At 40.3% G+C, this 24,709-nt stretch carries 23 protein-coding genes and 1 pseudogene; 11 read left to right on the forward strand and 13 right to left on the reverse strand.

Translation table 11 applies throughout. From position 1 onward, the window contains the following. Window positions 1-20 precede the first annotated feature (20 nt). The 9 genes from SIO70_RS25635 to SIO70_RS25675 form a co-directional block, all read right to left on the reverse strand. Window positions 21-4,118, reverse strand: coding sequence for a SusC/RagA family TonB-linked outer membrane protein (locus tag SIO70_RS25635; protein WP_320575593.1), 4,098 nt, complete (start codon window positions 4,116-4,118; stop codon window positions 21-23). 73 nt (window positions 4,119-4,191) lie between these two features. Continuing rightward, a complete protein-coding gene (locus tag SIO70_RS25640) occupies window positions 4,192-5,367 on the reverse strand; it encodes a FecR family protein (protein WP_320575595.1) in 1,176 nt (391 codons plus the stop codon). A gap of 53 nt (window positions 5,368-5,420) precedes the next feature. Next, entirely contained in the window at window positions 5,421-5,954 is a 534-nt protein-coding gene (locus SIO70_RS25645; RefSeq protein ID WP_320575597.1) for an RNA polymerase sigma-70 factor, read from the reverse strand. 53 nt (window positions 5,955-6,007) lie between these two features. After that, on the reverse strand, window positions 6,008-6,331 hold the full coding sequence (locus SIO70_RS25650) for a hypothetical protein (protein WP_320575598.1): 324 nt from the start codon (window positions 6,329-6,331) through the stop codon (window positions 6,008-6,010). Window positions 6,332-6,364: 33 nt separating this feature from the next. Beyond that, complete coding sequence (locus SIO70_RS25655) at window positions 6,365-6,670, reverse strand: hypothetical protein (protein WP_320575600.1); 306 nt, start codon at window positions 6,668-6,670, stop codon at window positions 6,365-6,367. Window positions 6,671-6,928: 258 nt separating this feature from the next. Then, a complete protein-coding gene (locus SIO70_RS25660; protein ID WP_320575601.1) occupies window positions 6,929-7,291 on the reverse strand; it encodes a hypothetical protein in 363 nt (120 codons plus the stop codon). 26 nt (window positions 7,292-7,317) lie between these two features. Then, complete coding sequence (locus SIO70_RS25665) at window positions 7,318-8,928, reverse strand: hypothetical protein (RefSeq protein ID WP_320575603.1); 1,611 nt, start codon at window positions 8,926-8,928, stop codon at window positions 7,318-7,320. A gap of 4 nt (window positions 8,929-8,932) precedes the next feature. Next, on the reverse strand, window positions 8,933-9,982 hold the full coding sequence (locus SIO70_RS25670; RefSeq protein WP_320575605.1) for an HlyD family secretion protein: 1,050 nt from the start codon (window positions 9,980-9,982) through the stop codon (window positions 8,933-8,935). 17 nt (window positions 9,983-9,999) lie between these two features. Beyond that, complete coding sequence (locus SIO70_RS25675; RefSeq protein ID WP_320575607.1) at window positions 10,000-11,394, reverse strand: TolC family protein; 1,395 nt, start codon at window positions 11,392-11,394, stop codon at window positions 10,000-10,002. A 116-nt stretch (window positions 11,395-11,510) separates the two neighbouring features. Between SIO70_RS25675 and SIO70_RS25680 the strand changes: the two genes are divergently transcribed. Next, window positions 11,511-12,401 (forward strand): helix-turn-helix domain-containing protein, encoded by an 891-nt coding sequence (locus SIO70_RS25680; RefSeq protein WP_320575609.1) that lies wholly within the window; start codon window positions 11,511-11,513, stop codon window positions 12,399-12,401. 1,054 nt (window positions 12,402-13,455) lie between these two features. On the opposite strand, the gene SIO70_RS25685 is transcribed toward SIO70_RS25680, so the two are convergent. Continuing rightward, entirely contained in the window at window positions 13,456-14,772 is a 1,317-nt protein-coding gene (locus tag SIO70_RS25685) for an NADH:flavin oxidoreductase (protein WP_320575610.1), read from the reverse strand. Between the two features lie 450 nt (window positions 14,773-15,222). On the opposite strand from SIO70_RS25685, the gene SIO70_RS25690 reads away from it, so the two are divergent. From SIO70_RS25690 to SIO70_RS25725, 9 genes and pseudogenes are all read left to right on the forward strand, one after another. Continuing rightward, window positions 15,223-15,561: a hypothetical protein gene (locus SIO70_RS25690; protein WP_320575612.1), complete on the forward strand. Its 339-nt coding sequence runs from the start codon at window positions 15,223-15,225 to the stop codon at window positions 15,559-15,561. Between the two features lie 217 nt (window positions 15,562-15,778). Next, window positions 15,779-16,321: pseudogene (locus SIO70_RS25695) on the forward strand (ATP-binding protein). A 226-nt stretch (window positions 16,322-16,547) separates the two neighbouring features. Continuing rightward, a complete protein-coding gene (locus tag SIO70_RS25700; RefSeq protein WP_320575613.1) occupies window positions 16,548-17,045 on the forward strand; it encodes an SRPBCC domain-containing protein in 498 nt (165 codons plus the stop codon). Between the two features lie 302 nt (window positions 17,046-17,347). Continuing rightward, complete coding sequence (locus SIO70_RS25705; protein ID WP_320575614.1) at window positions 17,348-17,998, forward strand: nitroreductase family protein; 651 nt, start codon at window positions 17,348-17,350, stop codon at window positions 17,996-17,998. Window positions 17,999-18,002: 4 nt separating this feature from the next. Further along, window positions 18,003-18,989 carry an aldo/keto reductase gene (locus tag SIO70_RS25710; protein ID WP_320575615.1) on the forward strand — a complete coding sequence of 329 codons (987 nt, stop codon included), beginning with the start codon at window positions 18,003-18,005 and terminating at the stop codon, window positions 18,987-18,989. A 14-nt stretch (window positions 18,990-19,003) separates the two neighbouring features. Further along, a complete protein-coding gene (locus SIO70_RS25715; RefSeq protein WP_320575616.1) occupies window positions 19,004-19,804 on the forward strand; it encodes an AraC family transcriptional regulator in 801 nt (266 codons plus the stop codon). A 59-nt stretch (window positions 19,805-19,863) separates the two neighbouring features. Then, the gene (locus SIO70_RS25720; protein WP_320575617.1) at window positions 19,864-20,154 is read left to right on the forward strand and encodes a helix-turn-helix transcriptional regulator; all 291 of its coding nucleotides are present in this window, start codon (window positions 19,864-19,866) and stop codon (window positions 20,152-20,154) included. A 250-nt stretch (window positions 20,155-20,404) separates the two neighbouring features. Beyond that, window positions 20,405-20,617 (forward strand): WYL domain-containing protein, encoded by a 213-nt coding sequence (locus tag SIO70_RS33510; RefSeq protein WP_414017938.1) that lies wholly within the window; start codon window positions 20,405-20,407, stop codon window positions 20,615-20,617. Between the two features lie 16 nt (window positions 20,618-20,633). Next, the gene (locus SIO70_RS25725) at window positions 20,634-21,056 is read left to right on the forward strand and encodes a DUF1761 domain-containing protein (protein WP_320575618.1); all 423 of its coding nucleotides are present in this window, start codon (window positions 20,634-20,636) and stop codon (window positions 21,054-21,056) included. Window positions 21,057-21,202: 146 nt separating this feature from the next. Here SIO70_RS25725 and istB read toward each other — a convergent pair whose 3' ends face one another. After that, window positions 21,203-21,922, reverse strand: coding sequence for an IS21-like element helper ATPase IstB (gene istB, locus SIO70_RS25730; protein ID WP_320575620.1), 720 nt, complete (start codon window positions 21,920-21,922; stop codon window positions 21,203-21,205). Between the two features lie 8 nt (window positions 21,923-21,930). After that, the gene (gene istA, locus SIO70_RS25735) at window positions 21,931-23,460 is read right to left on the reverse strand and encodes an IS21 family transposase (RefSeq protein ID WP_320575622.1); all 1,530 of its coding nucleotides are present in this window, start codon (window positions 23,458-23,460) and stop codon (window positions 21,931-21,933) included. 583 nt (window positions 23,461-24,043) lie between these two features. Between istA and SIO70_RS25740 the strand changes: the two genes are divergently transcribed. Beyond that, window positions 24,044-24,340: a YdeI/OmpD-associated family protein gene (locus SIO70_RS25740; protein WP_320575624.1), complete on the forward strand. Its 297-nt coding sequence runs from the start codon at window positions 24,044-24,046 to the stop codon at window positions 24,338-24,340. Between the two features lie 26 nt (window positions 24,341-24,366). Here SIO70_RS25740 and SIO70_RS25745 read toward each other — a convergent pair whose 3' ends face one another. Further along, complete coding sequence (locus tag SIO70_RS25745; RefSeq protein WP_320575626.1) at window positions 24,367-24,690, reverse strand: helix-turn-helix domain-containing protein; 324 nt, start codon at window positions 24,688-24,690, stop codon at window positions 24,367-24,369. Window positions 24,691-24,709: the final 19 nt, after the last annotated feature.

Below are 24,709 nucleotides of genomic sequence, written 5' to 3' on the forward strand. Positions count from 1 at the left end.
ATGTGTTTAAAGATTCAACATTAGAGACCGATCATGAAACTGCATGAATACTGCTTGGGGATAGGCATTCCCATCACACCATTAGAACCGACCACGGTGGGATCCATATGGTATTTATTTTGCGTCCACATGGCCAGGTTCTGTCCCTGAAGGGTAACCAGCGCACTGTTCAGTTTCATTCTTTTCACCAGCTGCTGAGGGAACCGCCAGCCAATCATTATTTCCTGCAAGCGGATGAAGTTGGCGGACATCACACTATTCGTTGAATTGTTCGTAACAAAACCACGGAAACTACTGGCGCCATCTTTTGTCATCGCAGGAACATCTGTATGTAATTCATCTCCTTCTTTTTTCCATCTATACCGGATCAAACTGCTATTGGCCACATCAGTAGACGGTGTAGGGATAAATCTTTTCATCACAGCACCCCAGCTAAAGGTCAGTGCGGCTCTTCCAAAAAAGGATCCCCAGGCCACTTCATGTATAAATCCACCGTTCCATGGAGCTCTCAGTACACCAGCATAGGTCAATGAAGTAGCGAGGGTAGTACTGTCCAATACAGCTGTTTTTTTGCCTTCTTTATCATAGATCTGGGGATTGCCCTTGTTATCCAGACCAGCCCATTTAAAGGCCCAGAGATTGCTTGTATTATAACCGTCACGGTAAGCTGTGGCATAAGCATCGGTTGCGGTAAAACCCGGGGTAGGTACCGACTTTGCCATATTGACATTGTAGGCCCCGTTTAACGTAACGGTGTAGGAAAATTTCGTTGTCTTTACAAAATCAGACTTCAGGAAAAACTCTACCCCTTTATTCACGATATTGCTATAGGCTACCTGGCTGCTAAGGCCACTGGATGCATCTGCAGCGACGGAGATACTACTGTTCACACCTGATGAGGTGCGGTTATAATACCTTACATCCAGCATATACTGGTCATGGAGAATCCCGATCCGGCCCCTTGCTTCATAATTGAGGTTTCGGGGTGGCAACGTAGTGAATGTGCTGTTGGTCGCCATAGTATAAGAACCGCCTCCGGCCACATTGGTACCCATCATTAAATCCAATCCCTGATAAGAGCTGATATTCTGTATCAAACCTTCAATATCCAAAGTACTTATGAGGTTAGAATGAAAGTATTTTTCTTTTGCCAGGTTATATTTCAGTACGCCATTGACCTGCGATTGTCCTTCAGGAGATTTATTGTAAGTAACTATGGTGCTGAATAATCCTTTGCGCAGGTTAGCTTTCAGGGATGCACTTACATAATGAATTAACGCACTGCTATCGCCTGCCGTTGTAAAGTCAGTACTACCTGTATTGCTCAACCCTGTCATCTTTTGGGAGTTATATCCAACAGACAATTCATATCTTCCTCTACCCAAACCCACTTTCACACGCTGATAAATATTCCGGGTAGATTGACCATTCTGTTGGGAAGGTGAATAACCATTTACCCATATTCCATAGTCATCCCAATACACCTGCTGGTATCTGCTGGTAGAAAAATTGACAGGCAGATCGGGCATCAGCATGGTCATAATACCTGTAGCAACTGCCACATCATCGATCCATTTGTTGACGGGTTCTTTGAACAATTCAACACTACCCTCTAAGTTATAATTCGTCAAAGTGGAGTACTTTGAAGTCTGGCCATAGTTTGGGTTCAGCACACTGTTATAACGGCCGGACAAGGTGAATCGCTTATTGTATGCATATTTTGCTGCCCCGTTCCAGTTGATATTTCTTGAATTTGTATTCAGTAAATTGACAGGCACGACCAGGCTGGAAGGATAGACGGTAGCCCCCTGGCCGGCAAACAATGCATAATAGTTTGCGATAGAAGCATCCGGATCAGGGGTAGGCAGATATATAGGCGCACCGGTACCGGTAGTTGAATTATAACCATACAATACATAATTGCCAGGGCGTCTGTAACCTACGCTGGCAGCGCCTCCGCCTACAGATAGTTCAATCTCATTCCTGCCGGATGTTTTATTGTACGATAAACCGGATCGCACGTTCCACTCTTTGTTAGTGCTTTTAGTCCTGTTCAGGATATCACCATACGGTACATAAAACTTCACCCCGTTTTGATAATACTGACCATATTGATTGACCAGTTGCCTGACGTAACTGGATGATTTGTCATAAAATAAATCGGTGGTATTATCCTGTAACGTATTTAACACCGAAGCACTCCATTGTAATCCGGGTAGCAATTTCCAGCTGAAGTTTAACCTGGATTGGGCCTGCAGACTTTTATCCGTCGAATTATTCACCCGTGCATCCTCCAGCAGGTTCACCCCATTGTTATAGTAGCCTTTGCTCATAATAATATCATTCGCATCAGGGTTGAACGATGAATAATCGTATACATATTTCCCGTTATTATCGAGCAACATCTGGTAAGGCTGTATCGTTAAGTTGCTGGGATTTACACTATAGCCTGCGCGACTTTTCACACTGGCCACATATAAAGTCCAGTTGACATTCAGGTTGTCATGCAGCAGGTTAAAACTATTATTGGCATTCAGGCTAACGGTTCTGCTTGACCCGTTCAGCGCATTATCACTGTTGGTGGCGTACCCGCCGATTAAGGAGAATTTATATTTATTGGTGCTCCCGATTACAGAGAGGGAATGATTCTGGTTAAATGAATTTTGCTGCAGCATGTTCAGCTGAGCGGAGTTGTCAAGTCGTCCCAGCGAATCCCAGCTAGCATTAAACCCTTCCTGCGTAATCATATTATTATGCAGTTTGCTGAGCAACCTGGCAGCCGGTGTGATCTGGAAGGTGTTGTTGGGGTTATAGGTGTTTTGGTTAAATAAAGTATCTGATTGTCTTACATAGTCCAGCACATCTCCTGTGGAGGGTAGATAAAGTTTTTCCCTGTTAAATTTAGGTGCAGGGGTGTAGTATAAATTTACGGAGTAGTTGACATGGATCTCCCCGATTTTGCCTTGTTTGGTTCTCACCATGATGATCCCATTTATGGCTTTAGGGCCCCATTTCACGAGTTCCTTTGGGTCTTTGACCACTTCTACCGATTCTACATTGCTCATTGGAAAATCGGCGGGGAAACCCTCTCTTGGAAAGCCATCAATTACGATCAGCATTCCATCTGTATTGCCGGCAAATGAGTTGGAGCCACGTAATTCAGGCACCAGTGTAGTAGAAACCCGGGTAGAAAAGCGAACCTGGTAGATGTTTTTATTCATCCATGTGGGAAAATTGCCGGAGAGAAATGCATCCAATACTAACTGACCATAAGAAGGATAGGCTTTCAAAAACTGTTCTGGCGTCATAAATGTCCAGAGCAGTCTTGGATTATACACCCCAATACTGGTAATTGATCTGACGGTCGTACTTCTCGTTTGCAAACTCAATCCCGGCACAGTGCCCTGTAAGACCTGTCCCAGGTTCATATAGCTACGGTTAGTCAGGTCTATCTGCAGGGTGGGATCTTTCACCTTTGCAGTATTAGAAATATTGACAGCACCTAAAGTGGTTTCTAATTGTTCCAGGTTGATAGATAAACGACCCATGTTTGTCTGGACCTTTACCTTGTAAGGTTTAAAGCCAACATAGGAGATAGAAAGGATACTTCCCCTGGGAACAGCGATCACAAAACGACCATCCCTGTTGGTGGTCACACCAGCAGAGCCATTCAGTGCTTTTACAGAAGCACCGATCAGCACAGATCCGTCTGCACCACTCACCTGCCCTGTTACTACCACCGTGGTATCTTCTGCCATTTGCTGAGACAGGTTTTCCTTCGGCCTTTCAGTAATAATGATATTACGGTCTACAATTTTGTAGGTAACAGGCTGACCGTCGAAACAGCGGGCCAGTACAGCAGACAATGGTTGATTGGAAAATGACGCAGTAATAGGCCGTGTATTTTTCATTAGCTCCTTTGTATACACGATTCCATAACCACTTTGTGCCTTGATAGTAGTTAATACCGATTGTAAGCTGGCATTGTTTACACTGAATGAAATAGAAGACTGCGCAATGACGTCGGGCATGAAGAGCATCAATTGCAGCACCAGATATCCCCGGGTAAAGACAATACATAGCCGTCTCCACATCCGTGAAGTAATTTTTAGATTCATAGTCGGAGGATTAAGGACCGTAACGCTGGCCACACGTCTACGGCTTTTTTTGGTTGATTATTAAATGTTGGTTTTATCTGAACGGCAAAACTGTTACTACATCACCATCTATTCTAAATTTGGCTGATTTTGTCAGCATGATCATCTCTAATATCTTCTTTAACGGCACCTCTCTGCTGATTTCAATAGTTACACCTGTGGCAGTATTGAAATCGCCTGCATATGCTACATCTACATTATACCAGCGCGACAGTTCCTCCATAATGTCCCTGAGATCTGCATCTCTTAATATAATCTGTTTGTTTTTCCAGGCGGTTACCTGCTCGATATCGGCATTGGTGATACTCAGCCCACCGTTACCAGATCTGGCCATTTGTCCGGGTTGCAGGACCTGTCCTTTACTACCTTTGGATGCTACTCTGACAGCGCCATTTACCAGTGTGGTATAGGTAATAGCAGGTTGATAGGCTCTTACATCAAAGGAAGTTCCCAATACCTGTACTTCCGTACCATTGACTGTTACAATGAAAGGTCGCTTCGGGTCGTGTGTCACTTCGAAATAAGCTTCACCGGTCAGTTGTACTTCACGTTGATTCCCTGAAAACCGGTTCGGGAACCTGATGGAAGAAGCTGCATTTAACCATACTACAGTACCATCACCAAGCACTAATTTATACTCTCCCCCTTTGGGTGTGATCAGCGTATTATAAGTCGGCATTTCTTTGGTGTTGTTTTTTGCCTGGTATGACAATACACCTTGCTGTTGTTGTACCTGTACACCATTGCCCTCCGTAAAACTGGAATCGCGCGCTTTGTCTAACCCGATTGTATGGCCATTGGCCATTACGAGGCGGGCTTTTGTGGTGCCGGGAGGAACTTCGTTGCCAATGACAACGTACTCCATGGCTGGTTCTTTTGGCACCTTCAGGTATTGCAGACCGGCGGCGATCATCATTAAAATAGCTGCTGCTGCAGACAGGTAAACGAATGTGCGTCGCTGTTTGTTCTTCTTTATTTTATGATGAATTGAGCCGATCACATTTTCCATATTATAATTATGGAATGGTGTGGAAGTCCATTCATTAGTTGCGCCTTGTGAAATTTCGGCCCATAGTACCCTGTTCTTTTCAGATAGGTTGATCCATGCATCCAACTCCGCCTGTTCATCTGGCGTGATATTGCCTGCAATGTACTTTTTTACTAAAGCAGCGATCCGAAATGGCAATTCTAATGGTGGTTTGCTCATCATAATATAATAACACCAAATGGATGGTATTCATCTAAAGGGTTTGAAGAAATATTTCAAATAAATAACAGCAGGAAAGTAAATGCTTTGTCAGACAGTGATTTTTTAAGCAGAGAAAGGCCTCTGGCTTTCTGATTGCGAACGGTACTTTCGGTGATATTCAATTGGTTGGCGATTTCATCGGTGCTTTTGCCTTCCTGGAAGGTCATTTTTATCACTTTCTTACATTGTTCCGGCAGGGTGTTGATGGCGAGGTCGATATCTCTCCATACTTCTGCGAGGATGATGTTGTTGGTGATGTCGTCTTCAGGGATGGGGGCGAGCGGGATGGATTCTTCGCGTTGTTGTTTTCTTTTAGTGTCCCGGATGTAGTTAAGGCAGCGGTTTCTGGCAGATAGGTACAGGAAGTTTCTGATGTTGGTATCGTTGTCAAAGTTTTGTTCTTTTTCCCATAGTTTGACGAATACATCCTGGGCTATTTCCTGTGCTACGGCATGGTTGTCGATTATTTTTTCTGCAAAAAAGACGATAGCCGGGTAATAGTGTTTTACCACGGTATTAAATTCAGATGTTCTAGCTGTCCCAAACATATTAACGGCCTTGCGGTTAAAATACAAAAAGTATGGGGTTTTTAGAATGTTTTTTATTGTATTTGGGGTACAGCCATCTCAAAGGCAGTATAAAATTGGATTAATTTGACACGAACCTGATCTGTTGTTTGGGCCTCGTATTCAATATCAGTTAAATATGGACCAAGATATTCTTTCCTTATATCTATGATAGGTTCAAAGTTTAAGCCCAGACAGGTTAGATCATGACGCACTTTTTCCTGCGTTGCGAAGTCAAGGTATCTGTTGGGAACAAAAATGTGATCGGTTAATTTATATTCAAGGTATATATTGGGATCAAAGGTTGTCGGATCTGGTTTTAATAAACCATTAGGACGGTGTTCCCTTTTATCTTTCACATTCAGGTCAGCGTCTATGAGGAAGAAATTATCCTAGTCCCGGCCTTTGGTGTTTTTTAAAGTTGCGTCGTAATGGTCTAATTGTCCGGAAAACTGGAATTGCTGAAAAGTACCTTCTGCCCATTTTCCGGGGGCACATTTACGATGGTCCTGCATTCTTCTTTCCGAATATGCGCATAGTTCTGCTTGTAACCATATGAGGTTGGCGACTATGTCGTAATAATATTTAAAGCTGGAAGAAGTGTATTTGGGATGAGATTTGCCTTTTTGGGCTAAATCATCCAGCCTGTTTTCTAATATTTTCACTGCTTTTTGAATCGATACAATATCATTAGACATCTCAGCGACCTTCGAAATACCCTGCCGTATTTGATTTCCTCTTCCTGGTATTTTTGAATATCTTTTAAGATTTTTTTCCAGGCATTGGCAGCTTTCTCAAATGAAAAATCTATTATCCAATTGTCAGCCAGATCCACTGTTTATGAAGGATCAATTTCGAGGGTATAATCCAACTCTGCCGGAAAATAAATAGAATTATTATTCTTATTTTCATAACACTTCTCCCATAATTCAGGTCCTTTATCTAAATCGACATTTTCACCATTGATGGATAAATTCTGCCAGATGTATGCCCCCCGTTTGCTCATCCTCATCATTAAGGATGACCTGTCTTCCCACTAATACCCCCAATTCAAACTCCATCTCTATATTCCTTATCAAATCTAAAGGGCCAACTGAATCATAATTAGCCTGATTATAAGAAATAACAGATAACAACTTTAACAAAGTAGTTTTCCCCGTCCCACTCTGCCCAATAATAAACACCTTGTCCAATGGCTTCCCAGCCTTCTCATGCCCTGCCGGATACATCAGGTCCAAATGATCTGGCGTAAGAACCTGAAGCTGAAAAAGGTGCTCGGCGACATGTAAAATCTTGTCTTTCTTTTTATCCTCCTTCATAATATCAGGGTTAATTACAAATACTACTATACTGTTTCCCCAAAAACATTATTAAACATTTTCTTTTGCAAAGGCTTTAAAAAATGATACAACAATATGATGCAGAGCACTAAAGCACCAAAGGCAATCACATAACCAAATATCTCGCTTCCGGATAGTAGCACGCTCTGTAAATAGACCTTTCCATATAAGCCGCCACTTGCCGCAATCTCCGCATCCCTTGCCCAGCCCCCCCTCATCAAAACACTATTTTTCGCCTGCTGGAAAACCGTGGTGGAGGTATAGGAGTTCGCCTCAATACGCAGGGCGAGCTTTTGAATATTTTCTATTACTTTATGATGCTGAAGGTTTGACAGTATTGAGGAGGCAACCGCACCACCGATTGCGTTACGGGCAACTGCCACAACAAACAGCGTTCCCGGAAAAATATCAAATGAGACATCTTTCATCATATAGACGGCCACAGAGGCATAAATTACAATATTTCCAAAGCCTCTAAGAAAATAAGGCAGGAACAAAATTTCTTCCCCGGACTGCCAACTGAAATCAATATAAATCAGCAGATGATATACGGTAAGACTTAAAAAGCCCGTAAAGAACATACCCTTGAACCCACCCTTGTAAACAAAGTACCAAAACAGGCAGTATACGAGGCCTATAAGAATACCGTATATTACAAAGAGGTTTAGATTTATATTGGTCAGGCTGTCGAGCTTCATAATCGCTCCCGTATAAGGCCCTAAGATACTCCCACTTGTATTAAGAAAAATCATTAAGACCAATATAACAATAAATGAAACCTTCACATTTCGGAAACTAAATGACCGAACTGGAACATAAGGGTGCGGTGTTAGCCTGTAACTGTAATATAACAATCCGGCAACGATAAAAATACCGCAGGTAGCATACGCAATATACGGAGAATCCAACCAGTTGTCGACCTGTCCATAAATAAGGACATAAGCCATTAACAGCAATAAAGTCGTCCATAACAGGCAGCCCTTCCAGTCAATATACTGGATCAGCTGCTGTGGTATCGGCTCAATAGGCCGAAAAAAGATCACAACCAGGAGCATCACAACCAAGAGCGTAAAAATTATTACATAATATATATATTGCCAGCCATAATCGTCATTGAGGTAAACTGCCAGCATTCCAGATGCCTGCACACATAATAGAATAAAGGTATACATTACTGTAAACCATATTTTAAAATTTGCCTTTGGTGTGACAATCAACATTACTGAAGACAACGCTTCAAAAGTACCTAACATTTTGAATATCCCGACCCCGAAGCCACCAATGCATAATAACAGCACCGAATCCGCCATAGCGCAAAGAAACATTGATCCTGCCAGCATAAAAAGGCTAAACATCAAAATACTATAGGAACTGAACTGTGCCTTTATTTTCCATAGTACAGGAAACATCATTGTCAAGGAAATCATGGATACCTGAAAAGCGAAACTTAAATCCTCCCTGTAAAATTGATTCGCTCCGACCACATCACCCATGATCGAAAGGTACGTGGGGTTGCTGAACTGACAAACGAGTGCCACAAGAGCCAAAACTACAAAGCCTGCTTTCTGCGGAACCCAGTCCCTGAGCGCCCTGATTTTATATTTTTTCGGTTCCATAACTTCAGTCCCTTTTTAAATAAACTTCCGCATTCATCCCCGCCCTTATTTTCTGCAATAAGTCCGCAGAATTGTTGTCCAGAAAAGCAATTCTTACAGGTACACGCTGCTGTACCTTGACAAAGTTGCCTGTGGAATTATCAGTAGGGACTAGTGAAAATACCGCTCCGGTAGCACCCGCAATAGATTCTACCTTGCCATGGAAAACCCTGTCAGGAATAGCATCGATTTTGATTTCAACCTCAGCCCCAACCTTTACATATTCCATCTGCTTTTCCTTGAAGTTAGCATTTACCCACTTCTGCTGATCATCAACAATGGCGACAATACTCTGGCCTGGTTGGACAAGCTGGCCTTCATTAATGTTCTTCCTCCCTGCAATACCATCACACGGAGCTAAAATAATGGAATATTTAAGGTTTTGCTCAGCTGCCGCCAAATTTGCCTTTGCCCTTTTTATTGCCGCGTCATTTACCTGTAGTCGCTTGCGGGCCTCACTGGTAGAAAGCAATGACCCCTTTCCGGCGCTTTCCAGTGAAGTATAACGTGCTTTTAAGGATTCATACTCGCTTTTTACCTGGTCGAATTGTTGTTGTGTCACACTTTGTAAGGCCAGCAAGTCTTTATACCTATTATAATTTTCCTTGGCATTCCACAGCCTGGCTTTGGTTTCCTCAATGTTCGCGGCAGAAACTGTTTGAGTATTGGCGATTGTATTTAAAGACGATGACGCTACACTACGGCCCGCTAAAGCATCTTCAAGACCCGCAGCTGCAAGGTCACGCTGTATTAGCAGGTCTGTCTGGTCGATAATAGCTAGGGTATCACCCGCCTTGATATCCTGGAATTCCTTGAAACGTATTTCTTTTAAAAATCCCCCTACCCTGGCATTAACCGGCGAAACTAACTGCTGTACCTGTGCGTCATTTGTAAAAGTCACATTTCGGCTGCGAAAATAGTAAGCCGTTGCACCCGCCAATCCTACAATAATAACAATTGCGGCTATAGCATTGAATACTGTAAATCCCCGTTCATTTCCTGTTTTATTATCCATTAGTATTGTTTTTCTATTTATAAATTCCCTAATATCCTCTGAACTTTGTATACGGCAAAAGCAATAGCAGCTCTGGCGTTCTGTAACTGTAGCTCAGCCCTGAGTTTTGAAGCACTGGCATCCATAAGGTCTGTAATTAAGGCCAGTTGAGTGTTGTAGCGGTTTACGACCAAATTATAGTTATCCGTTGCCAGCTCAAGGTCCTTTTTAGCGACCTTCAATTGTTCGCGGCTCTCAGTACAATTAACAATATTCTCATGGTAGTCTAGCTCCACATGCTCACGTGTCAGTTTCTGCGAAAGCTTGCTCTCGGAAAGCTGTGTTTTGGCACGCTTTATGGCCTTTGTGTTTTTAAAAAGACCGTCAATATTATAAGTCAGTGACATCCCGGCAGTCCAGATATTGGCATACAGGTCAAGCGGAGGAAGGTCATAAACAAATGGCCGCGACATGTTACTACTCGCATATAAGGAGAAAACCGGACTATTTTTTGCCTTAGAGATTTCAACACCTTTTTGGGCAATAGATACCTTTACATCTGCTTGCCGCAATTCAACATTACTTCCCAATGACGATGTCTCTAATTCGTTGATCTCCCTTTGCACGCCAATTTCTTCAGCAATTAACTGTGTACCTTCAGAAAGTGCAAGAGTTTCCACAAGTCGTTTATTTAGGATACTTATACGGTTTTCAATTTTCGATAGGCCGAAAGTATAATTCGAAAGCTGAAGCTGGGTACGAAGAATGTCACTGCGCAGGGCAACCCCTTTAGCAAGCCGATTTACCATCATATCAAGTAACTTCTGGGTCTGTTCTATATTTTTTTCATATACCTTTTTGTGGTTTTGGGCGACGTAGAGGTCGATATAGTTTGCCACCAGGTAAAGTCTGACATCCATCTTATCCTTTTCATAATTTAGGGATGCAATATTTTTTTGGAACCCTGCCAGGTCAACGAGCTTTGTCAGGGCTCCCCCCGCATAAATAACATAGGAAGCCTCCAGCCCGAAAGAATTGGAAAAATGAGGCATCTCATAAGAGCCGGACGGCAGTGGGTCTTCATAGCTGATAACCTCCGCGTTCCCAAGGTAACCCGCTGTAGCGGAAAATTTAAGTGAAGGAAGTTTATTAGCTTTGGCCTCTTCGAATCGGGCTGCGGCTTCATTTATTCCCTCCTCCGACAACCTGATCTGCGTACTGTTGGAATCCGCAAGCGCAAACATCTCTGCGACACTAAGTCTTTTCTCGACCCGTACTTGCCCGTAAGCTGAAGTGAACAACGAGCTGCCCGCTAACACAGCAAGGCTTAGAGACACTAATGCATTATACTTTGAATTGTTTTTCATTATCAAAAATTCATACTGCAAATATCCTGCACAGCTATTTTTGAACAAATGATTAATATTCTTCAAAATATGTCTATAAGTACTTTTTCTTTATTATATTTACTAACTTTACGGACACCAGCAAACCTAAATATGTCAATCCGGCATTTTCCAATTTTACGTATAATATAAATACCACAGGAATGGGGGTAGAAAATCTAGAGATCCAGAATATCTCTGCTTATTACGGATATCATGATGCCCCGGGTACCATCATGATCCTGAAAGGAGACCAACAAACAACCCAGCACATACATCAACGTCCTTTCCGCGCTGCGCATTTTACTATTCTGATGACTGTAAAAGGCACGGTAAATTTCAAAATCAATCTGACACAGTTTTTAATTAGGGAAAACGAGCTGATAGTTATTCCTCCCGCCGCTATCCGTGAATTATCCCTAGCGAGCCCGGATACTGAGTTTATTGCTCTTTTCTTCACTTCACAATACTTGTTCAATACCGGATTTTATAAAAAACATTTTAAACTTTTTCGCTTTTTTGATGATGATTACCAGCCTAATGTCTATCCTGACCAGCAAGCCGTAGGAATAATTAGGAGCATGCTTGAATTACTCTCTCTGAAAATTCTCGAAAAGTCAAAAGACAATGCTTCCGCAGAAATTACCCAATTATTGTTTCAGTCATTTCTTTTAGAGCTTAGCCTTATAAATGAGAAAAGCAAGGATATGCGCATGGAGCACCAACGAAACGGTAAAGACGACCTGGCAGTACGTTTTCTAAGGCTTTTGCCTCAATATTACAGAATGGAGCGGGAGATCAGCTTCTATGCTAATAAACTTTTTGTAAATCCTAAATATTTATCACAAACACTCAAGGCTTCAACAGGTAAAACTGCCAGACAATACATCGTAGAAATGATAACACTAGATGCCCAAATACTACTTGATAATCCATCACTTTCCATTGGACAAATAGCCGAAGAACTCAAATTTTCGGACCAGTTTCACTTTAGCCATTTTTTTAAAAAATATACGGGCACCACTCCCTCGCAGTACCGTATAGGCAAACGATAGACTAAAGAAGTACGATCCACTTACTTACTTCTTTAGTCTATCGTTTGTTTAATCCCGAGTTTCCCGCATCTTTTTTAAACGACAGCCGATATGACAACATACTATTTTATGCTGGCAAATATGTTCCGTGATATGCTTCGCCAGCCTGAAAGCGCAGACGATACACGAGCTGTTACATTGACGAAGCACTGTTGAAAAAGGATTTCCAGCCTACCCTTGAACCTGTTTTAGTGAAGGAATGACTGCCTATCGAGGGCCCTTTGAAGATTGCGGATTTCAGTGCACAGCAATTGTTTGTGTGTAAACCTCCAACCAGCACAGTGTTTATTATGCATTAAAATTAAGTATTGAGATCTGCTGATATTGTGTTGATATATTTTAGTGCGCCCTTTTTCACTAAGGTATGGATCTTGTTATATTGCATACATCATTTATATCAAGTTATTAACGATTATTTATGCAAGACTTTTATTCTGTCATAATCCGTTAGGAAGGATGCAAACAGGTAGGGTAGCCTACATTTTATCATCATGATAATCCACGGATATTTGCTTCGAATATTGATATTGATTTTTAAAAAGAAGGTGACTGATTTTAATTTCAAAAGACATAATGTTCTTTTTGAGTATGACCGAGGGGACGGTTTGCCAAGGATCTTTTAATAATGACGATTCATGTTGGAGATCGTAATGTTAATAAGACGATTGGTGTTTTAAAAGAAGCTGCTGGGTGATATTGCACATGCCTTAATAAAGAGGATATAACCACTTACAATAAAGGAGCCTGTTCATTGAGCATGCTTACAATAGTAATGAAGCAGCTGGCCTGGATGTACTTCATTTAAGGGCAGTCGATCAGTATTAGCTCAGCTTTGGTACTGGATTTTTTTGTGTAGATGGAGAAGAAGAGATGTACCGCCTGGTTACTCTTATGTATAAAAAGGATGGCAAAGAGATAGAAGAAGGGCTTTTTAAAATTAATGAAGAACCGAAAATTTATCAGCCCTATATACTACTGGCACTTTATTCTTTGTGTATCCTATCCAGCTCAATCATTAGTAACCGATTTTTTTTAAAATCTTTCGGACTATCTTCATCAAAGGTGTCATAAACCATTTTTTTGCTGTAAGTAATAGTATTAAGTGTTCCAGCGGCGCTTGGAAATAACGCTTTAGCGGACGACGTTTACCATCTCTAATGCGTGCTTCACGTCCCATTTCCGGATTCATTGAACAACGCACAGGCAACCCATAAAACATCCTTCGCATACAAAGTTGGTCGCGGTCACATGCAACAATTTGACTGGTTTTTCCTTCCTGCAATTTGTTGACATAATTAGGCTCGGCAAGCAATTGTCGTGCTAACATTACCACATCACCATGTCCTTCAGCAATTGCCTTTGCCGCAAGTTCGGGATTATGAAAACCTTGTATGAAAATTGGAACCGACAACATTTTCCTAAACACACGAGCATCTCCACTCTCCGCCATTTCACCGTCCTTCATCGGTATGCTCCTATCCATCGTTTCGTAAGCGCCGTAGGTCAACGCTACATAATCAATCCCTTCTGCCTCCACTATCTTAGCAATAGTGGCAAATTCCACTGCTTTTGCACCGTCCGGCAGGAAATCGTTCGCTGGAATACGCAGCCCAATAATAAAGTCAGGGCTTGTGACTGCACGAATTCCCCGCACGATATTTATAAGTATTCGTGCGCGGTTCTCCAAAGGACCACCATATTCGTCTGTACGCCAGTTTGTCCGTTGAATTACAAATGAACTCGTAAAATAACTCATATTAGCATTGACCTCTACCCCGTCAAAACCCGCACGAAAAACCCGCTCAGCAGCTTGTATTGTGCCAGCTTCAACTTCCTTGATTTCCTCTATAGTCGCAGCCTTCGGTGCAGACAGCGTAATGCCACCCGGGATTACAAATCCCTTTGGGAAATGGTCTTCAGGTATAGTCAGCTCTTTAGGGCTCGCTGCTATTTTATTCATAGTTTTAGGCATTCCAAGCCGACCAAAACTCGACATTAACTCTATCACAACCGGAGTTTCAAAAGCATGTATAGCTTCCGCCAACTTTTGAAATTTTGGAACGTTTTCTTCAATATCCCAACGCAACCAAGGTGTGGTAGGTGGTGCTTCATCCGCACTACGTGCCGTGGCAGCCGCACTGATAATGATCATACCTGTACCGCCCCGGGCACGCGCCTCGTAGAAAGCGATTGCCTGGTCACTCGGGGCGCCTTCCGCCGTAGGGACAGAAAGCCCCATAGGCCCCATTACAATCCTGTTTTTCAGTTTGACTTTGTTAATCTTGATGGGCTCGAATAGCGGTTTAAACCTGCTCTCAATTTTTGCTGTCATCCTCTTTTGTCTAAAATTTTTAAGCAAAGTTCTCCAAAAAAAAATTCAAACAAATGTTCAAAAAACACTAAAATATGTCTAAAAGCACAATACTCACAAATTCAGGCTAAATGGCTAAATAGACATTGAATATTAGCCAAGTCAGAGAAACGCAACCCTCTTAAACAGGCCAATACAAATAAATACCTGTAAAGTTCAGGATAGGGTTGGTCTGAAAGATCAGTATTGTATAGCTGCGTTATTTCCTGACGGTTCAGATAGATGGCATCAGAAAATAAAAGGCCCTCTTTATCTTTTACTAAAATATTCATTTCAAATTAATCCAAGGTGCCTTCGGGCAACAAATAACTTCATCCTTGAAAAATTTCACAGAGAATAAATTCTTATAAAAATGACGCCAAGTGGAAGTATTGGTCTTCACTTGGCGTCTCCAGTGAACCCGCTGGGACAATGTTCCAACTCTTTGGTGGAGGATTTGAGGAGGTTGGCGACTTTACTTTTCTCTTGATTAGTCTGAATGTACAAAATGCACAAAACATCGGCATTTTTAAGATTCCGGTACACTATCTCATTAGTTACATCATACGGCACAAACACGATTATTATCGCTTGCTTCAGCAGGTACGGAACAACAACGATTGGGCACTGTGGCTACTGTTTATGTTAGAAGCGGTTGCTATAACGGCCGCGGAAAATATCAATACTACAATCGGAATTCGGGAAGTAATGCAACAGTACAAAAAAATATCCGCTCCAACCTTCCTAAGAAACCGCTGGTTGAAAAATTAAGAAGAGAATAAATTCCTATAAAAAATGACGCCAAGTGGAAACATTTGTCTTCACTTGGCGTCTCTTGTGACCCGGATTGGACAATTCTCGAACCGGTTTTATGAAGATTTGAAGAGAATTTATAAACTTAAATTAATTATAACAAATAGATTATAAGATCTCTCCCTCTCTCACTAAAAATGATTTCTTAGTTAAACATGCTTTTTTTCGGCCTTGGTTGGACTATGCATCGGAAAGAGGAGTTGATAAAAACCTGGTCTTACGTCTGGCAGGTGGCGAGTTCGTTAAAAAGAAGGAAGACTTGTTGATTACAGGCAGCACAGGAACGGGCAAGAGTTTTTTGGCCTCTGCCATCGGTCACCAATGTTGCATGCTGGGCTTTAAAGTACTTTATGCCAATGCCACCTGATTGTTCGCACAACTTAAAATGGCGAAAGCAGATGGTTCCTTGATTAAAGAACTGATGAAAATAGAAAAGCAGGATCTGCTTATCCTAGACGACTTTGGTATACAGCCAATGGATGCACAGAGCAGAACGACATTAATAGACATAATAGAAGACCGGCATGGCAAGCGATCCACCATTATCACCTCACAGCTACCCGTAAAACAGAGGTATGACGTGATCGGAGAAAAAACAGTGGCGGATGCCATCCTGAACAGAGTGGTACACCAGGCAGCACGTATAAAACTTAAAGGAGAATCCTTGCGGAGGAAATGGAGCAAAAAGAACAGTGAGGAGCTACCAGCGACCCCTTAGCGGCTCCGTTGCGTTCGGTTCCGCTACGCTCCACCTCACTCCACTGCGCCGCTAAGGCATCAACTTTAATCATAAAGAAGGACATATGTAAATTCATTATTTTTGCCTTGAAAACAGCTACTCTTGAGCTTCTATAAGACGCGTTTTTGAGGGGTCAAGTTCACTGGCATATCCACTATTAACGAACAACGAAAAGAAATTCAAGAATATATCTTATCATTTATAAATGACTGAGAAAAAAAACAACGAACCGGTAGCAGCAGTTTGTTACAGAAAAAAAAGAATAATGGAACATTCAAACAGTGCGAAAACTTCTCTTAGTAAAGAATTTATTTATAATGTGCCGACTGAGCAGGTTTGGCAAGCTTTGACAGATGCCGATAAAATGAGGGTGTGGTATTTTCCTCAACTTAAAAATTTCAAACCTATTGTTGGGTATAAATTTCAATTCAACGATGACGACGCCGAGTATCAAAAAGACTGGATTGTTACTCAGGTTGTTGAAGGAACAAGATTAGCTCATAACTGGGCATATAAAGGTTATCCCGGAAGTTCGGAAGTGATATTCGATATTTTTTCGGAAGGAGACACAACCAGACTAAGAGTTAGGCAAACAGACTTAGACAGTTTTCCCAAAGACTCACATTTCAGTAAAGAACGATTTGAATGGGGCTGGGATAATCTTCTCGGCAGAAATTTGAAACAACTGATTGAAAGTAAATAAAACTTTTAGAAAGACCGGTTAGAAAACAACGAACCACTAACATCGGTTTTGGATATAGCCGGTAAGATATGTTACTTGGTAATTCATTTTCTAAACAAATTCATTCTCGGCAAGGCGGAATACGTTTTCAAACTCAGGTCATCCCCAAGCCGTACCTTTAGCGACAAGTCTCACAAAACGCTTGCACACTTAGGCAAGCCTACCAGCTAAAAAATGGACTTCTCAAGACAATGATTTTGGACTTTTCAAGAAAGCTAAATGAATATATTTTGCTCAACTTTGTAGCTTAAAATAGATACAAGATGGCGTTATTAGAAGATTTAAAATGGCGTTACGCTACAAAAAAAATGAACGGACAGACCGTTCCGCAACAAAAATTAGACTATATACTGGAAGCAGCAAGATTAGCACCTTCCTCTTCCGGATTGCAACAGTATAGGGTTTTTGTCATTAAACAAGGTGAAAAACTTAAACAACTGAACGACTTGGTTTTTAAGAATTTTCCATTTAATCAAAACCAAATTTCAACTTGTTCGGATTTGTTGGTTTGGGCGGCCTTTTCTGAATACACCTTTGAAAGGGTAAAAATGCCACTAAACCAATCGGCTATTGAACGTGGTCTGCCCGAAAACCATTCGGATGAATATATACAAAGGCTTTATACGCATTTCGAATCATTCGATAAAAATTGGCAGGAAAACCATTGCGCCAGGCAAGCCTATTTGTCTTTTGGCATAGCTCTTATGGCTGCTGCCGAGCAAAAGGTAGATACTACGCCAATGGAGGGTTTTGACAAGATAAAAATGGATGAATTTCTTGGGATTGGTGGCGATTCAGGTCTTAAAAGTGTACTGGCAATGCCCATAGGGTACAGAGATGAAGCCAACGATTGGTTGGTAAATCTAAAAAAATGTAGAGTACCCAAAGACGAATTTGTAACCGAAATAATGTAAGCCGATGCAAACAAGAAAATTAGGAAAAAACGGACCGGAAGTTTCTGCTATATCCATAGGAACAAGCTGGGGAATCAACAGTTTATCAGAATGGCATCAGTCTAAAGAACGATTAAGCCAAACTTTGCATCAGGTAATAGACGCAGGAATTAATTTTATCAATACCGCTGATTTTTACGGTTGTGGGATTAGTGAACTTGTGATTGGAGAAGTCATTAAAGAACAAAGAAAAGACGTATTCATCAGCGTTAAAACAGGTGCAGTCATCAACCCGCATGGACATTTTACAGGACTGGACGGAAGTCCAAAAGGGATAAAAAATTATTGCGCCTATTCACTCAAGCGTTTGGGGGTAGATGAGATTGATTTGTACCAACCTTGCCGTGTTGACCCTGAAGTTCCAATTGAGGAAACTGTTGGTGCAATTAAAGATTTGATTGCAGAAGGAAAGGTTAGATATTTAGGACTATCCGAAGCAAATGCGGAGCAATTACAGCGGGCTAATAAAATACATCAGGTTTCTGCATTGGAAATCGAGTATTCATTAGCAACCCGGTTTATTGAAAATGAGATTTTACAAGTCGCAAGAACCCTGGGTACAGCTATCGTTCCATATTCTGTTTTCAGCTATGGTTTACTTACCGGTAAAATGAAATTTCCTTTACCTGAAAATGATTATAAAAATATGTTGCCACGATTTGAAAATGTAAATTTGGAACATAACCTAAAAATGGTAGAACAGCTAAAGGAATTTGCAAAAAGCAAAAATGCAAGTGCCAGCCAAATAGCATTGGCCTGGCTTTTAAATCAAGGTGATGACATTATTCCGATTGTTGGAATGACAAAACCTGAACGGATAACAGAAAATACAGAAGCACTAAAAATTAATTTCACAAACAGTGAGCTTCAACTATTAAATGAAACCTTTAACGAAGGGGCATTTAAAGGAGAACGTTATCCACCGGCCTTTTTGTCTTGGGTTGCTTCTTAAATAAGAACGTCAAAATGAGTTTAGATAAAACATCAGAATATGTAAATGCTGAAATTTCGGGAGAACATTTTATTTCCGAACACATGTTCTTTTATATCAAGAAAGGGGAGACAACGTGTTATGACGGGAATAAAACATTTGTTTTCAAATCGGGAGAGTATGGACTCATCCGAAAAAACCGCCTTGCAAGATACAGCAAGAAAAAAACGATCAATGAGAACGAAACGGTATTTATTCATTTTGATGAAACATTCCTCAAAAGCTTTCAAGAAAAATATAACACTCAAGCAGTCATATTCAAGTCCGAAAACACGTTTATACAATTAAATCTAAATGAGCTGTTGCCTGTTTTTTTTCAATCATTATACCCTTTAATGCATCAAGGAATAATCCGGGAACCTTTTGCATATGTAAAGCGTGAAGAATTGCTTTTGATTCTTTTAGAAAAACAACCTGATTTGGTTGGTTTATTTTTCGATTTTAGCATTCCACAAAAAATCGATATTGAAGAATTTATCAATAAAAATTTCAAATTCAACGTAAGCGTTGAACGCTTTGCTTTTTTGACAGGTCGTAGCTTGTCTGCATTTAAGCGTGATTTTAAAGCCATTTTCAACGACACGCCGAGCCGTTGGTTAGTAAAAAAACGTTTGCAGGAAGCCCATTTTCTTATTGAAAAGAAAAAACAAAAACCGTCGGACATTTATTTGGATTTGGGTTTTGAAACATTATCCCATTTTTCTTATGCCTTCAAAAAGCAATTTGGTGTAACACTAACAGAAATTGCCAGACAAACGAAAGAGACCAGCCGCTAAGAAGGTATTGCCATTTTAAGACACCCTACTACTAATCAAAATTTTCAGACATTTGAAGAATGAATGATGACGATACAAAAAGACTATCCAGACTTGTAGCAATTTTAACAATTTTACAAACAAAACGAATAGTAAATTCTACGAAACTTGCTGAAAAATTTGGTGTAAGTACAAGAACAATTTATAGAGATTTAAAAGCCTTAGAACAGGCAGGTGTTCCTATATTGACAGAAGACGGAAAAGGCTACACTTTGATGGAAGGCTACAAAATTCCACTAATTATGTTTAGCGAAAAACAAGCAAACGCATTGATTATTGCCGAAACAGTTAGTTTTAAAAAACAGGGATAGTTCTTTAATTAAAGATTATGCCGAAGCCATTGATAAAATAAAAGCTGTTTTAAGACAAACTGAAAAAGACAAAGCTAATTTGCTTTCATTAAGAACTAAATTTGCGAAACTTGACAATTATGAAATTAAGAGCAACATTTTATCTTCCTTACAAAATGCACTTACCAATTTCTACCTTGTTAAATTTGAATAAATCAATGCTGAAAACAAAGAGAGTAAAAGAATTGTTGAGCCTTTTGCTTTAATAAGCATAACAGAAGGTTGGTTGATGGTGGCTTTTTGTAGATTAAGAAATGAATTTCGCTATTTTAGGTTGGACAGAATTCAAAACTTACAAATTCAACCAGACAATTTTACACCACATAAAATGACGTTACAAGAATTTTTCGAAAAATTTCACGGTCATTTAAAACCCTTGACATACTATTGTCAAGGGCTCATTTTACTTTTGCATCATAAATAATATAAGCAAATTTAAAATGATAAAAAGTTTTTCAAGAATTAATTGGTTAGCCGTCTTGCTGTCATTAGTGTTTTACTCTTTTTTCGGTTGGCTATGGTTCACTGCATTATTTCCAAATCAATATGCAAGCACATTAGATAAATTAGGAATTATGCCAGCCAAGCCAGACCCTATTTATTTTTATGGGCCAGCATTAGCCATTTTACCCACTATTTTGACAACTGCTTTGTTGATGATAGTGCAAAATATCCACAAAAGAAAAGCTGAAATTGAATTTACCCTGGTTATAGGTTCGGGATTTTTGGTTGCCAATACATTTAATATAGCCATTGATCCAAATATTCCACATCCAATGGCATATGGATTGTTAGTTGGTGCATTTCAATTGATTAGTATATTAGTGTCTTGCCTTATTTTGCAAGCAATGTGTAAGAAATGAGCAAAAAAAAATGAAATAGAACAGTTTTACCCGGAAACCAAATGTATAATCTCGTCATTGTGACCATCGTTCTTACGATGCTGACCACCCTGGGATGGTGGTTACTATAATCTGTTAAAGAGCTGGTGTTGCAAAAATAGTGATTTCTATTTCTTTCTTAGAGATTGTCCTTTTAAATCCATTCTATGGGCTGTATGTACCATCCTGTCAAGTATTGCGTCAGCAACCGTTGATTCTCCTATAACTTCGTACCATTGAGCCACAGGAAGTTGAGAGGCTATAATGGTTGACTTTCTTCCATGTCTGTCTTCTATAATCTCCATAAGGATCATCCTTGCAGTATTGTCCAAGTGCGCTAATCCAAAATCGTCAATAATTAGAAGGTCTTGTTTTTCAATTCTACCTATTTCCTTCGCATATGATCCATCAGCTTTTGTCATTTTGAGTTTGGCGAACAGCTTTTGAGCATTATAATAAAGCGTTCTATAACCCAATTGACATGCCTGATGCCCAAGTGCAGAGGCCAGATAGCTTTTCCCAACACCTGTCGGACCAGTTATTAGTAAGTTTTCTTTTTTGTCAATATAACAGCCATCAGCAAGGTGGAGTACCTGTGTCTTATCTAGTCCCCGATCACCTGTAAAATTTAGTTCTTCAATACTTGCAGCATATCGGAACCTGGCTGATTTCAGGTGGCGAGTGACTTTCTTATGCTCCTTATCTTCCCATTCTGCCTGGATTAATGTGTTAATAAATTCATCATGTGTCAGGTTATGATGTTGACGATTATCCAGCAATGATTGGTATGTTCGTAACATACCGTGCAGCTTTAGCTGCGCCATTTTGTTTAAAATGATGGTACTCATATATTTTATTATTTGTATTCCGAAGCTCCGCGGATGTTATTATGAGCAGGTAGCATTCCATTCGCTGTTGATTCATCCCCAAACGCTATTTGCTCCAGACCTGTCTGTAGTATTCTTTTTATTATCGTGTAATTATATGCTCCATAGTAAGTCGCCCTTTGTACTGCTAATATTAATCTTTGACGACCAACCTTCTTTTCATAACTAAGTATACCAATACAGCTACGATAGGCAGTTTCAGGGTATGTGACTGTTTCCAGAATATGAGTAATATAATCCTGCACTATTGGCGATATGCCTTCAGCCCAACTAATAAATTTATCAGGATTCCATTCACTAACGAACTGATGAGAAGAGGACATGTGATTATGTATGGTTGAGTGCCCATATCGTTTTGAACTCCGCGAGTGATAGGCGATGCGTTCTTTGTTGTAAAAAACAGATACTTGCGTGGGCGAGTAAATGATCTTGACTTTGCACCCAATAAATCTGTAGGGAACACTGTAGTAATGCTTATCTTCTGACAACTGAACATAACCATTTTTCATAACTGTGGCCTCCTTAAACTTTTTAAGTTCGAACCGGGTAATTGGCAGTGGGTTTAACAGGTGACGTTCTTCCTGCTCAAAAAGTACTTTCCTGCTGATAGGCTTCTGTTGGAAAGGTTTATTATTATGTTCATTCAGTAGTTCCAGGATTGCATCATTTAGAGTTTGGATGCTATAAAATACCCGGTTGCGTAATGGTGCAAAGATCCTTGAGTAAGCAATGTTAACTGCTCGTTCCACATGTGCCTTGTCCCTGGGTTTATAACTTCTGGCGGGCAGGACTGTTATTCCATAGTGGTTAGCAAAATCCAAAAAATCAGGATTGACTTCAGGTTCATATTTATCAGCCTTTACAACAGCACTTTTTAGATTGTCCGGTACCAAAGCTTTAGGTACTCCTCCAATAAAAAGCAGTGCGTTTTCTGTTGCCATTATAAAATCTTCTTTCCTCTGCGAAGGAACAGCCTGTACATAAGTAAGCTGACTGTATCCTAAAACAGCAACATATACTTCTACCTCTGTCACCTGGCCGGAGTTGCGATCAACTATTATTAGTTTTTTGCCTGTAAAATCAATGAATAGTTTATCAGCAGGCTGGTGTTCAAAGAAAAGCGTAGCTGACCTGCTTCTTTTCCATTGGCTAAAGTGTGCGCAAAACCGGGAATAACTAAATCCGGAAGGATACTGTTGTTTGTATTCACCCCATAAAATCCATCTCGTCACACCTGTTCTTGATAATTCCTGCTCAAAATATGGGAATAACTCTTCCAGGTTAGCCAGGCGCTCCTGGTCTTCAGGATCCGGATCTTCAAGTAATGCCTCAAGAGCTGTATCTTCCATTTTTAGTAGCACCGCAGCATCTAACCCTTTGATTTCGATAAGGCGTAAATACTTTTTGACTGTATTACGAGCTATCGATACAGCTTTTGCAATCGTTTGAAGTGGAGTGCCTTCATTACGCAACATGATAATTTGCTTCAACTTACTCATGATAATCGTTTTTCCAGCCATGGATCCGCAGTCTTTTGAGGTAAAACTGCAAAGCAAAACGATTATAGGCACCATACCAAAGGGTGGTCAGGATTGCAGGAATGTCAGCATAAATAGCTTACCAGGTGGTCAAGATGGTAAGAATGGCAGTTGCTCATGATACCTCAAGTGGTCAGGATCACAGGAATGATCCTGAATGGACCATTCTTGGGGTGGTCAAAATCACAGGAATACCATTTTATGCTAATGGTCAACATGCCAGGAAGTGATGGTCAGAATGCTGAGAAAGGGTGGTCACAATGCATAGGAATATACAACCAAACAGCATTTTAGAGAATGGTTACAAGAAAATCATTTAACAAAAGATGCTGTTTGGCTTATTTTTTATAAGAAGCATACTGGCAAACCATCAGTAGCCCGGACTGATGCAGTTGACGAAGCCCTTTGTTTTGGTTGGATAGATAGTAAAGGGGAAACGATAGACAAGGATACATTTAGGCAATATTTTTGCAAACGGAAACCAACAAGCACTTGGAGTAAAATCAACAAACAAAAAATTGAAATCTTAGCGGCAAAGGGATTAATGGCAGACGCAGGTTTTAAGGTTATTGATATAGCAAAACAAAATGGCTCCTGGACAATTTTGGACGAAGCAGAAGAACTTACCGTACCGACAGAATTGGAAAAAGCTTTTTGCCGTTTTGAGAACTCAAAAGACTATTTTTTATCGTTAAGTAAAAGCAAGAAAAAGGTTTTACTATATTGGATAGCACTCGCAAAAACAGACATAACACAGCTAAAAAGAATTTTAGAAATTGCTGAAAATGCGTCTCAAAATCAACTGCCGAAACAATTTAGACCAAAGAAAAACTGCATATAAAAAGATTTATATTTATAATATGTAAATCATTTTTTATTAATCACTTGTTTGTGGTTTTTTCCCCAGACAACCATTTGTTCCAATATGGGCAACAACGAATAGGTGTATTGAGATAACTTGTATTCTACTGAAAGCGGACTATCAAAAACCTTTCTTTCAATTAATTTGTTTTCTTCAAGGTGTTTCAACTCTTTTGATAATACCCGTGTGGTAATGTTTGGGACATTTCGTTGTATTTCCCGATAACGACTACAACCTTTGTTCAATGCCGTCAATATAGGCATTTTCCATTTCCCGCCTATTACAAATAATGTGTCTTGCAAGTGTTTCATTGCTTCTTCGTCTGTCATTCCTTTCATAATTCATTTT

This window comes from Chitinophaga sancti (assembly GCF_034087045.1).
GTDB lineage: Bacteria > Bacteroidota > Bacteroidia > Chitinophagales > Chitinophagaceae > Chitinophaga > Chitinophaga sancti_B.

Excerpts from the sequence above, each read along its gene's own strand:
- SIO70_RS25740 (WP_320575624.1), top strand. The coding sequence starts at position 24,044 with ATGGCAGACGCAGGTTTTAAGGTTATTGATATAGCAAAACAAAATGGC.
- SIO70_RS25705 (WP_320575614.1), top strand. The coding sequence starts at position 17,348 with ATGGCGTTATTAGAAGATTTAAAATGGCGTTACGCTACAAAAAAAATG.
- SIO70_RS25710 (WP_320575615.1), top strand. The coding sequence starts at position 18,003 with ATGCAAACAAGAAAATTAGGAAAAAACGGACCGGAAGTTTCTGCTATA.
- SIO70_RS25655 (WP_320575600.1), bottom strand. The coding sequence starts at position 6,670 with ATGTCTAATGATATTGTATCGATTCAAAAAGCAGTGAAAATATTAGAA.
- SIO70_RS25645 (WP_320575597.1), bottom strand. The coding sequence starts at position 5,954 with ATGTTTGGGACAGCTAGAACATCTGAATTTAATACCGTGGTAAAACAC.
- SIO70_RS25700 (WP_320575613.1), top strand. The coding sequence starts at position 16,548 with ATGACTGAGAAAAAAAACAACGAACCGGTAGCAGCAGTTTGTTACAGA.
- SIO70_RS25715 (WP_320575616.1), top strand. The coding sequence starts at position 19,004 with ATGAGTTTAGATAAAACATCAGAATATGTAAATGCTGAAATTTCGGGA.
- SIO70_RS25635 (WP_320575593.1), bottom strand. The coding sequence starts at position 4,118 with ATGAATCTAAAAATTACTTCACGGATGTGGAGACGGCTATGTATTGTC.
- SIO70_RS25725 (WP_320575618.1), top strand. The coding sequence starts at position 20,634 with ATGATAAAAAGTTTTTCAAGAATTAATTGGTTAGCCGTCTTGCTGTCA.
- SIO70_RS25690 (WP_320575612.1), top strand. The coding sequence starts at position 15,223 with ATGTTCCAACTCTTTGGTGGAGGATTTGAGGAGGTTGGCGACTTTACT.
- SIO70_RS25685 (WP_320575610.1), bottom strand. The coding sequence starts at position 14,772 with ATGACAGCAAAAATTGAGAGCAGGTTTAAACCGCTATTCGAGCCCATC.
- SIO70_RS25660 (WP_320575601.1), bottom strand. The coding sequence starts at position 7,291 with ATGAAGGAGGATAAAAAGAAAGACAAGATTTTACATGTCGCCGAGCAC.
- SIO70_RS25720 (WP_320575617.1), top strand. The coding sequence starts at position 19,864 with ATGAATGATGACGATACAAAAAGACTATCCAGACTTGTAGCAATTTTA.
- SIO70_RS25640 (WP_320575595.1), bottom strand. The coding sequence starts at position 5,367 with ATGATGAGCAAACCACCATTAGAATTGCCATTTCGGATCGCTGCTTTA.
- SIO70_RS25680 (WP_320575609.1), top strand. The coding sequence starts at position 11,511 with ATGGGGGTAGAAAATCTAGAGATCCAGAATATCTCTGCTTATTACGGA.
- istA (WP_320575622.1), bottom strand. The coding sequence starts at position 23,460 with ATGAGTAAGTTGAAGCAAATTATCATGTTGCGTAATGAAGGCACTCCA.
- SIO70_RS25670 (WP_320575605.1), bottom strand. The coding sequence starts at position 9,982 with ATGGATAATAAAACAGGAAATGAACGGGGATTTACAGTATTCAATGCT.
- SIO70_RS25745 (WP_320575626.1), bottom strand. The coding sequence starts at position 24,690 with ATGACAGACGAAGAAGCAATGAAACACTTGCAAGACACATTATTTGTA.
- SIO70_RS25665 (WP_320575603.1), bottom strand. The coding sequence starts at position 8,928 with ATGGAACCGAAAAAATATAAAATCAGGGCGCTCAGGGACTGGGTTCCG.
- istB (WP_320575620.1), bottom strand. The coding sequence starts at position 21,922 with ATGAGTACCATCATTTTAAACAAAATGGCGCAGCTAAAGCTGCACGGT.